The organism is Mesorhizobium sp. M7A.F.Ca.CA.004.06.1.1 (genome assembly GCF_003999135.1).
In the GTDB taxonomy this organism is placed as follows: Bacteria; Pseudomonadota; Alphaproteobacteria; order Rhizobiales; family Rhizobiaceae; genus Mesorhizobium.
The window spans coordinates 1-6,365 of sequence record NZ_RZPQ01000310.1; the positions used below are offsets into that span (position 1 = coordinate 1).

7 protein-coding genes are annotated in these 6,365 nt (G+C 62.6%); all 7 read right to left on the reverse strand.

Annotated elements, in window-relative coordinates; translation table 11 throughout:
• The coding region (locus tag EN906_RS18745) for a DNA polymerase ligase N-terminal domain-containing protein (RefSeq protein WP_281060449.1) at nucleotides 1-418 on the reverse strand (418 nt) is incomplete at its 3' end.
• 43 nt (nucleotides 419-461) lie between these two features.
• A complete protein-coding gene (locus EN906_RS18750; protein ID WP_127269110.1) occupies nucleotides 462-686 on the reverse strand; it encodes a hypothetical protein in 225 nt (74 codons plus the stop codon).
• A 217-nt stretch (nucleotides 687-903) separates the two neighbouring features.
• Nucleotides 904-2,085, reverse strand: a complete 1,182-nt coding sequence (locus EN906_RS18755; protein WP_306245672.1) for a glycosyltransferase family 9 protein — start codon at nucleotides 2,083-2,085, stop codon at nucleotides 904-906.
• Between the two features lie 94 nt (nucleotides 2,086-2,179).
• Complete coding sequence (locus EN906_RS18760) at nucleotides 2,180-3,403, reverse strand: GNAT family N-acetyltransferase (RefSeq protein WP_127269109.1); 1,224 nt, start codon at nucleotides 3,401-3,403, stop codon at nucleotides 2,180-2,182.
• Between the two features lie 12 nt (nucleotides 3,404-3,415).
• Nucleotides 3,416-4,645 carry a GNAT family N-acetyltransferase gene (locus tag EN906_RS18765; RefSeq protein WP_127269108.1) on the reverse strand — a complete coding sequence of 410 codons (1,230 nt, stop codon included), beginning with the start codon at nucleotides 4,643-4,645 and terminating at the stop codon, nucleotides 3,416-3,418.
• 7 nt (nucleotides 4,646-4,652) lie between these two features.
• Complete coding sequence (locus EN906_RS18770; protein ID WP_127271502.1) at nucleotides 4,653-5,960, reverse strand: hypothetical protein; 1,308 nt, start codon at nucleotides 5,958-5,960, stop codon at nucleotides 4,653-4,655.
• Nucleotides 5,957-6,365: glycosyltransferase (locus tag EN906_RS18775; RefSeq protein WP_127375296.1), on the reverse strand; the 409-nt coding region annotated here is incomplete at its 5' end. The genes EN906_RS18775 and EN906_RS18770, both read right to left, overlap by 4 nt.

A 6,365-nucleotide genomic window follows, 5' to 3' on the forward strand; every position in this document is an offset into this window, starting at 1 on the left:
GCATCCAGCCGCCATTGAGCTTGTCGCCGGCCAGCCGGAACTTGAAGGCGCCGGTGCGCAAACTCTTTTCGACATCGTCCATCGGCGCCCAGCTGCCGGTATCCCAGACGATCATCGGCCCGCCGCCATATTCGCCCTCGGGAATGACACCCTCGAAGTCGATATATTCGAGCGGATGATCCTCGGTCTCGACCGCCAGCCTCTTGTCGGCCGGATTGAGCGAAGGCCCGCGCGGCACCGCCCAGCTTTTCAAGACATCGCCGACCTGCAGGCGCAGATCATAATGGTCTGCGGTGGCGTGGTGCTTGTGGACAACGAAGCGGTTGCCTTCGTCCGTGATGAGGCCGCCTGCCGGTTCCGGCGTTTTGGAAAATTCACGCCTCGCGCGGTAGGATTGGAGCTTTGGCGGGGTGGTCATGGCAAAGGTCGAAGCACCGAGGCCAGGAACAAGCCAGTCGCGCTCAATCGTCAACGGCCGGCGTCAACTCGAGCTCCGCCGGCGACAGTCCCTGCTGCAGCTGGCTCAGCCGGAATTCGTCGACCCAATAGGCCTCGCCGTCGACCAGAACCCGGGCCTGGTAGCTGCCTGCCGAAAAACGCTGCGCGGTGATGTAGACCTTGTGACGATCGAGCGCCTTGCGCACCGCGGCGCGCTTGGAATTCTGACCTGTGACGGGACTGAACATGACACTGCCCTCGGTCGCCCCAGACACACAACGCGGCCGCTGCCGGCAGCCTGACGACTGGGGTCAAGGATGGCGGAGACGCGCCGTCCTGTCAATTTCGCGGACAGCGCAGGATGCGGCCCGGTCAAATTTGCCAATCTTTTGAAGATGTTTGAGCCTCGGCCTGAATCAAGACGTGAAGCGCGCCGCCAAACAATCGCCCGTCGCTGCCGCCCTGCTACGCGGCCGGCATGCCCGAATGAGCAGATTTTTGAACTTCCGTGCCGATGAGATCGAGTGTCACCGCCGCAACATCGGCAACCTGGAGCCGCTGGACGCAATAGACCCCACCGGCGTTGTTTTCTTTACACACACCTGGAGCGATGCACGGGCAAGGCATGGGCGGCTGGAGCGTCCGGTTGGGAACACCGAACGGGCCCCATTGCTCTGGCGACGTCAGACCGTACAGCCCCACCGCTGGAGTTCCGACAGAGGCCGCGATGTGCATCGGGCCGCTCTCATTGCCAAGAAAGATCGACGCTTCGGCCAACAATGCCGTCAGGACCTCAAGCGAGGCTTTTCCGACGACACTTGCGACCGGCGATGCTGCCACTTCAAGGATCCTTTGCGCGGCAAGCCCTTCATCCGGCCCGCCAACAAGGAGGGATCGCAGCCCGGTTTTGGCGTATACTTCGTCGATGACCGCAGCAAAATGTTGCGGCGGCCAACAACGTCCTTCGAACCTCGCGCCGGCATGCACTGCCACGTACGACTTCTTCGCCAAAGCGTTTTCCGCAAGAAGCCTGGCACACTCTTCCTGGGCAGTACTGGTCGGCTGCAGCCGAGGTGTTGGATCCTCACAATCCAGCCCAAGGGCGCGGAGAGGAGACAGGTTCCTGTAGAGATAATGCGGTCCGCCATGTCCGAAGGTCGCGGCGAGAACGTTTGCAAGCTGGATTTCCCAGAACTTCATCGGATGCTCGGAAGGATCGAAGCCGACGCGAAGTGGAGCGCCGATCAAACGATGCATGATCCGCGAGGTTTTTGAATCGGTAAGGTCGATGCTAAGATCAAATCTTCGACGCCGCAGATCAGAGATGACGCCACGATAGTCGCTCAAACGCTTGCGCAGAGTCCTTCCTCTGCCACGGGATTCAAAGCCAACGGCAACATCGGCGATCCCTTGCGCGACGATGAACTCCTTGAGACCCGGCGCACAAAGCATGGTCACCGATGCTTGTGGATAAGAAAGACGTAGATTGCGAACCAAAGCAGATGTCAGAACGACATCTCCAATGTACTTCGTTTGAATAATGAGGATGGAACGAATCCCATCTCCTAAACTTGCATTCATCGAGATGATCTGCCGAAAACGCCAACTTAAAAAAATCCGCCCGTGACACTCATTTCTGAACGTCAAGCCGCGCTTTCAGATATAGAGCTAACCAACCCTGTCAACAAGCTTGCCTGCCGGTCTTGGTGCTCTGCATCGCAGGACCGGCAAGCGCTCCTCCTCAGTCCTTCAGTCGCCGCAAGCGGCGCGTCAGGCCCTGGACGGCCTTGAGCAGCCGGGGACGCGACCGCGTCATGCCTTCGACCCGGCTGCGCAGCAAAATGGCTGCGTTCGCAGCCCTGCCCCGCACCGTCACCGGTTCGCAGATCTCGGCCAGTACCGAGCTCGAGGCGCCGATATGTTGCTTGTAGCCCTGGCCGCCGACCGACAGGTCGAAATAGTCGAAGCCCCGCTCGCATCCCCACATCATCAGCTTGCCCATCGTCGTCAGGCCGGGTGAGACATTGGCGACCGCATTCTGGTCGATGCCGAGCAGGAGGGCGTGAAGTGTGCCTTTTCTGACCAGCACATAGATGGAGGCGAGCCAGGCTTCACCGACGCGTAGTCCGAAGAGCCGCACCGATCCATTGGACAGGCCTTGCAGCGCCGCGGCGCGGTAAAAATCGACGACCGGCGCCTGCGTCAGGAGGTCGAAACGCCCGAGCTCACGGAAACGCTTGAGCCGCAGTTCCAACAGAGCATCCAGGAGCTCCTCGGCCAGATCAGGCGTGTCGGCCTCGATCAGAGCGAGGCCACCAAGCTGTTCGAAGCCGCGACAATGCTTGCGGAAGGCCTTGGCGAAGGACGGCTTGCAGATCCGCTTGATGAGCGTCTCCGGATCGCCATGCAGGACGAGGCCGGAGCTGACCTGGATGGAGTCGCGCGCCACCGAAAGCAGTGCCAGCGGATTGGCCACGCCGTGGACCTGCTGCGGAATTCCCGCGATATGGATGCGATCCGCCGGTGGCAGCACGGCACGGACCGCCGCCCACATGGCGTCGGCACTCTGCCTGGTCCACTCTATCCCATCCGCCAGCAGCGGCACTGAGTAGTCGCACACGCGACAGCTCAGCCATTCGATCACGTGGTGGCCGAAGGCCCGGCGCCGCATCAGCGGCAACAGCATGGCCGGCGCGCCGGTCACTGCGTCACTCACCTCGACGAGGACCAGATCCGCGTCTTTGGGCTTCAGCCGTGCGGCGATTCCTTCGACCCAGGCATAATGCTGGTGGGCAGTGCAGACGCCGTGAGCTTCAAGGAGCAGCCATAGCAGCCTTACGGTGTCGAAGCTGGTGTGCAGCCGAGCCGTGAAGTGCGCGGTTGCATCAACGTTGGCGACAGTCGGGGAAACCGGCCCACCGGGCAAATCCTTTATCGGAGTCGTTCCCGCCGCGTAGCTTGCCACATGCTTCTCCCGTCATTCTGATCCCCCGCGCAGGCGCCGCAAACCCCGCATCAGTCCCTGGAGCCTCTTCAGCAGCCGAGGTTTGGAGCGCACGAACACCTCGGCCCGGTTGCGGATCTCGATGGCTGCGCTCACGGCGCTGCCTCGCACCGTGATCCCGTGGCAAAGCTCGCGCAGACCCGAACCCAAGGCACCCATATGCTCCTTATAACTCTGGTTGCCTACCGACAGGTCGAAATAATTGAAATCGCGCCCGCGCGCCCAGCTCATCAACTTGCCCATGATCAGAAGTCCAGGCGAGACATTAGGCACCGCGCCCTGATCGATTGAGATCAGCAGAGCATGAACGGTGACTTGATGGATCAGCAGGTATTGGACCGCGATAAGAGCTTCACCCACACGCAACCCGAAGAGCCGCACCGACCCATCCGACAGGCCCTCGAGAGCAGCGTTTCGATAGAAATCGACAACCGCCGCCTGCGTCAGCAGGTCGAAGCGGCCCAGTTCGCGAAAGCGGCTGAGCCGCATCCGGACCAGGCCGGCGAAGATGACCTCCACCAGGGCCGGCGTGTTGGCTTCGACCAGTTCCACGCCGCCAAGCCGTTCGAGGCGACGCCAGTCCTTGTTGAAAGCCTTGACGAAGGATGGCCGGCATAGGCGCTTGAGGACGGTCTCCGGATCGCCGTCGATGGCGAGGCCGAAGCTGGTATGCAGGGAATCGCGCGTGGCCGCCAGCAGGGCCAGCGGATTGGCGACACCGCTGATCGATTGCGGAATTCCCCTGATCTGGATACGGTCCGCCGGCGGCAGCACGGAGCGCACCGCGGCCCACGCGGCCTGCGCCGACTGCGTCGTCCACGGGCTCGCATCGGCCAGCAACGGTGCCGAATAGTCGCAAACGCCACAGCTCAGCCACTCGATCACTCGATGGCGGAAAGCCGGTCGCCGTATCAACGGCACCAGCATTCGCGGCACGCCCGTCACGGCGTCGTTTACCTCCACGATGAGCAGTTCCGCACCTTCAGGCATCAGCCGCGCTACGATCCCCTCGGCCCAGGCATAATTCTGGTGGGCGGTGCACACACCGTCCGCCTGAAGGCGCAACCAGAGCGGCCTCACCGCTTCCAGGCTGGTGTGGAGCCGCGCCGTGTATGCATCGTTGGAGACGACGACGGCCGGATGGGAGGACTGGCCATCGGGCGAGCCGGTCACCGCAGCAATTTGCACCGCCTGGACTGCCATATTTTTCCTATCGCTTTGCCGTGGCGAACGACAGCGTGCGCCGCCAGGCGCCCAACCGGCTGTCGCGCGCCTCGTCGGGATGCTCGATATTCCACATGCGGTGATGCGCGAAATACCATGATGCCACGAGCACGAACATCTCCGAGACGGCGGAACCCAACAGCGCCCACGGCGGAGACGCGATTGCCAGCAGGGCCGCGATCAGTGCCAGCCCGACGACCGCGCCGCCCGTCGTGGTGAACGCGACGATCCGAAAATCGCCGAGTATCTCAAGCACGATGCGGGGCATGATATAGAGCATGATCGGGACAAAATTCGCGATCACGAAAAGTCCGATGAACCAGGTCGAAGCGTCCTGGAGAGCCTGGGATTTTATCATCGGCAGGACGAACATGATGGCGCATCCATATGCAAGGCCGCCAAACCCCATGACGAGTGCCCAGATCTTGGCCTGCGTCCAGACACGGCCCGTTTCATTGTTCCGCATCAGCCTGGCGAGATCCGGCTGCGTCATGTTGACGAAAGCAAGGCTGATGATGCGCAGCGGGGCAAACAGCACCAGAACCGCCGCCAGCGGTGCGTAGGCGGCAGGACCGGCAATGCCGGCGACCAGCAGCGCCAGACATTGGCCCTGGATGTTGGTGGTGGTGGCGCTGAATGCCGACCAGCGCAGCTGGGGCCAGAGCCTGACATAGCGTCGCCGGGTCGGCATGCGGAAGCTGATGCGAAGCGAGCGCCGAGCCAGCCGGACCAGGACGAAAATGCCGAAAACATTTGCCGCGGCTAGTGCATAGAACACGGTCTGCAGCGGGTCTTGGACCAACCAGATCGACAGCCCGGTCAGGACACAGCCGGCGATTGTAAAAGCGCCATCGCTGACGGAGACGACAACCTGCTGGCGCCGTGCGAAGAAAGCCGTGCGCATATGGCTGCGCAACGACCAGGCACCGACGAAGCAGCCGGCAGCAATTCCGCTTGGATCGCCAAGGACATGCATCAGGACTGCCGTGCCGACGGCCATCAGCAACGCTACGATCAGCGCCGCCGTTCCGAACGCCACGTCATAGGTATCGACGCCGGCGCTGTTGGTGCTCTTGCTCATCCAGATGCTGGCGGGAACGGCGGTGAGCGACCTGATATAGGACAGGCCGACACCGCCCATCACCATGCCGATGGCGAAGAGGCCGTAGCCCTGCGCCGACAGCATGTGCAACAGCATGATGTTGAGGGCAAAATGAAAGCCGCTCTGCATCGCCTCGCCGCCGATCATCAGCACGAGGCGTCGAACCAGATGGCTCGGAAACGCTAGCTTCACGGCCGCGTCTCCGCTTCGCGGGCAGCAGGCACCCTGCCCGGCCGCGCGATGGTCGTCTTCAGCTTGTCGGCGGCGATCGCGGTGATCGCCGCGGCCGCGACCGGCTCGCTGAAGATTGCCTCGTAGCGCGCGCGCCCGGCAGCGACAAACCCGCGCCAGGCCTCAGGGGCGAGGATGATCTCCTGCAATTTCGCGCCAAGAGCTGCTGCGTCGCCGGGCGGAACATGCCAGCCGGTCTCCCCGTCGCTGACCACTTCCACCAGCCCGCCTATCGCCGACACAAGCGGCGGCCGGCCGTATGCCATCGCCTCGATGGCGACGCGGCCCAGCGATTCCGGACGCCGCGACGGCACGGTGACGATATCGGCCCATCGATAATGCTCCGAAGGGTCGGGAATGAAAGGC